Annotated in this window: 2 protein-coding genes; both read right to left on the bottom strand. The window is 65.9% G+C overall.

The window, feature by feature from the left end:
- A partial coding sequence (locus AC1D1X_RS21460) for an IMP dehydrogenase (RefSeq protein WP_477699125.1) occupies positions 1–360 on the bottom strand: 360 nt, incomplete at its 3' end.
- A gap of 230 nt (positions 361–590) precedes the next feature.
- On the bottom strand, positions 591–2,129 hold a 1,539-nt coding region (locus AC1D1X_RS21455; RefSeq protein WP_477699124.1), incomplete at its 5' end, for a YfaP family protein.

The raw sequence follows: 2,129 nt of genomic DNA, 5'->3' as shown, positions 1-2,129 counted from the left end.
GCCGTGTGCAATGTCGATGGTGATGTAGTCGGGCACCAGGCCCTCGGCGGCCAGGCGGTCCACCGTGTCGTAGTCGGGTTTCTTCACGCCCAGGGAGATCGAGGCGTAGGCGCCGCGGGCTTTCATGTCTTTCACGAACTGGACGTTGTCCAGGTCGAAGCGGTGCATCACGTAGAAGTAGCCGTTCTTCGCCATCCAGGCGCAGATCTCCTCATTGACGACCGTCTTCATGTTGGCCGGCACCACCGGGATGCGAAAGCTGCGCCCGCCCAGCGTCGCGCTGGCGTCGCATTCCGAACGGCTTTCCACGCGGCATTTGCGCGGCAGCAGCAGGATGTTGTCGTAGTCGAAGATTTCCATGATTCCCAAGCCTTTGAAAAAACTGTTGAAGAAACAGAAGGCGCTTGGACTGGACCGGTTTTGTTTGCGGGCGCTTGGCAAGTAGACAAGGCAGAAACAAAAAACCGGGCGCAATTGCTTGGGCCCGGTGATTGATTCTATGCGCCTCTCAAGCGGGCGCTACCCCGCAAAGCGGTATAGCCTTTATATGCATAGTGGCATCTTGATAACCCGGGCTTGAGGCGCCAGCCTCAGCGCACCTCGACCTCGGCCACGCGCACGGTCTCCCGCCCGCGCGCCAGCCGCAAGGTCGTCCACTCGTCACGCGCCTGCGGCGTGCCGAACCCGGTGGTAACGCGCACCATCACGGTGGTGCCGGCCGACAGCACCTGCTGGCGGTGGCCATAGAACTGCGCCTCTACGCTGTACTTGCCGGCTTTGGCGGTTTTCAGCGAAAACTCCTCGGGACCATAGCCGCCCGTGGCGTCGGGGCTCATGGCGCCGCCCTGGTGGGTCAGACGGTTCGCATAGCTGGCCCTTTCGCCGTTCGGGTCGCTCACCCACATGTCGATGTCGGTGTCGTCGCTGTCCCAGGCCATCACCACACGCAAGGCCAGCGGCAGGTTGCGGCGCAGGCGCGTGTCCACACGGCTCATGTCCAGCGCCGGCTGGCCGCTGGCGGCGGGCTGGGCGGCAATCGCGTTGAGTTCAGCCAGCGCAATCATGTTGATGCCGGCGAAGCGGCCGTTCCAGGGCTGCGACACGACTTCCCACAAGGCGTTGACGGCGCGCTGCGGCTGGCCGCTCTCGGCCAGCGCCAGGCCCAGGTCGCGCCAGGATTGCGGCTCGTTGGGCGCCAGTTCGCTGATGCGTTCGAACACCGGCACGGCCAGGTCGTTGCGGTGCGCCTGCACCAGGCGGTAGGCGTACAGGCGCAGCAGCTGGCGGTTTTCCAGGTTCATCTCGGCCAGATTGGAGAGCACGCGCAGCCCCAGCTCGGGCAGGCCGCGGTCAAAGAACACGCCGGCTGCATCCATGTAGAAAGAGCTGCTGCTCAAGTAGGCGGCGCGCTCATCCAGGTAGACGCGGTACAGCTCGTCCTTGCCGGCATTCTGCAGGCGCTTCATGTAGGGCGCGTCGGGCAGCCAGGCCTGCAGCGCGATGGTGGCTACGGGCGCTGCTGTAACCGCCTTGGCGCTGCGTTTGTCCATGGCGTCGGAGCGTGCTTCGGCCATCATGGCGGGTGCGGCTGCGGGGGCTGCAGCGGCAGGGGCAGCAGGGGCGAAGGAAAGTGGTGCTGCGGGTGCGCCCTGGGCTTGCTCGCGCGACCGCGCTGTGCCGGCCAGACTGCCCAGGCCACCCTGGCTGATGTGCTTCTCGGCCTTGGGCTCCGCATGTTTGGGTGCTTCCTTGGGAAAGTCCCTGCCCCACCAGCGCTGCTTCTCCTCAAACTGCCTCACCATGGCCTCGATGTGCGCCTGCCGTGTCTGCGTAGCCTGTGCGAGTTGCTGCTGGCCCAGCCGCGCCACTTCATCCGCCAGCTCGGGCGGGGCAGGGAGGTTGTAGCGGGCATAGTCGGTGGCCAGCTCCAGCACGATCAGCGAACTGTTGAGCCCCACGACACCGTGCGCCGCCGCGATGCGCTGAAGTTCTGCGCTGTGCAGGCCGGCATTTTCAGCCAGCTCGGCGCTGCGCCATTGGGCCCACTGCTGGCCGGGCCAGTGGCCGCTGACCGGCTTGGCGCTGACCTGCAGCGCCAGTGTGCGCTTGCGGCCGTCCGGGTGCGCCAG

This window comes from Polaromonas sp. P1_G4, from assembly GCF_056405475.1.
This window is presented reverse-complemented; position numbering and strand designations above follow the sequence as displayed.